This is a genomic window from Flavobacterium sp. (genome assembly GCF_040382755.1).
In the GTDB taxonomy this organism is placed as follows: Bacteria; Bacteroidota; Bacteroidia; order Flavobacteriales; family Flavobacteriaceae; genus Flavobacterium.
In genome coordinates, this window is record NZ_JBEIET010000268.1 from 1 (window position 1) to 1,347 (window position 1,347).

1 protein-coding gene is annotated in these 1,347 nt (G+C 30.1%); it reads left to right on the plus strand.

Annotated elements, in window-relative coordinates:
* Nucleotides 1–99: 99 nt before the first annotated feature.
* Nucleotides 100–1,269, plus strand: coding sequence for an IS4 family transposase (locus tag ABWO04_RS11935; protein ID WP_353079903.1), 1,170 nt, complete (start codon nt 100–102; stop codon nt 1,267–1,269).
* Nucleotides 1,270–1,347 lie beyond the last annotated feature (78 nt).

Consider the following 1,347-nt stretch of genomic DNA (forward strand, 5'->3'; position numbering starts at 1 on the left):
CAATAGCGTCCTAAACGATTAAAAAAAAAGAAAAAATAAGAGGGATAATTTCGTATCTCAAATTAACTTTGAGTTGCACAACAAAACCCACTCCCTCTTATGGCAAATATAACTTTGTTTTCTCAAATAATTTCCAAATTAGACCGAACAAAATTCAACAAATTAGTCAAGGATAAGCAAACCGATAAACATTGTAAGGGATATAATAGTTGGACACATCTAGTTTCAATGCTATTTTGTCAATTTGCCAAAAGTCAATCTGTTCGAGATATTAGTAATGGTCTCCGATCTGCAACTGGAAATTTAAATCATCTTGGTATATCCAGTGCCCCATCTAAGTCAACCATTAGTTATCAAAATAAAAATCGAACTCATGAACTATTCAAAGCATACTATTTTCATTTGTTTGAAAGTTTAGGACAGCATCCAAAATTCAAACAAGTAAAGTTTCGTATAAAGACAAAGATTTTCCTTTTAGATTCAACAACAATTAGTTTATGTTTAAGCATATTTGATTGGGCTAAATATAAAACAGCAAAAGGAGCTGTCAAAATGCATACACTTCTTGATTTTGATGGTAATTTACCTGCTTATGTAAATATTACAGATGGTAAAACAGCCGATAATAAAGGGGCTTATGATATTCCGTTGCTAAAAGGAAGTGTTGTTGTAGCAGATAGGTTTTACAATGATTTTCAACTATTAAATGTTTGGGACAGCAAAGGGGTGTTTTTCGTTATTAGGCATAAAGAGAACTTACAATACGTATCTCTCAAAGAAAATGAACTACCAGAAAACTACAATCAACATATATTAAAAGATGAAATTATTGAATTGAAAAGTGATGTGTCTAAAAATAAATATCCAAAAAAACTGAGAAGAGTTTCTGTGTGGAATGAAGAAAAAAATCAGGTGATAGAACTTATTACCAATCAATTTAATTGGTCACCCAATACCATTAGTGAACTTTATAAAAGCAGATGGCAAGTTGAAATATTTTTCAGAGATATCAAACAAATACTTCATATAAAAAGCTTTATTGGTACGAGTGAAAACGCAGTGATGACTCAAATTTGGACAGCATTGATTACTATACTTATCCTAAAAGCTTTAAAAGCTCAATCGATATTTGAATGGCATTTATCAAATTTAGTAGCCTTTATAAGGCTAAATCTTTTTGTTAAAATTGATTTACAAAAATGGTTGAATAAGCCGTTTGAAGAGCATATAGATCCACCTCCAATATCAATACAGGGGGTTCTATTTTAGAAAAGACTAAATTTGAATAGTTTTACGAAGAAAATTGAAGAAATATTTTTTTTTGAAAATTTATTTAGGACAGGATTG

Bases quoted from the DNA above. Each gene is read 5' to 3' on its own strand.
- ABWO04_RS11935 (WP_353079903.1), top strand. From the start codon at position 100: ATGGCAAATATAACTTTGTTTTCTCAAATAATTTCCAAATTAGACCGA.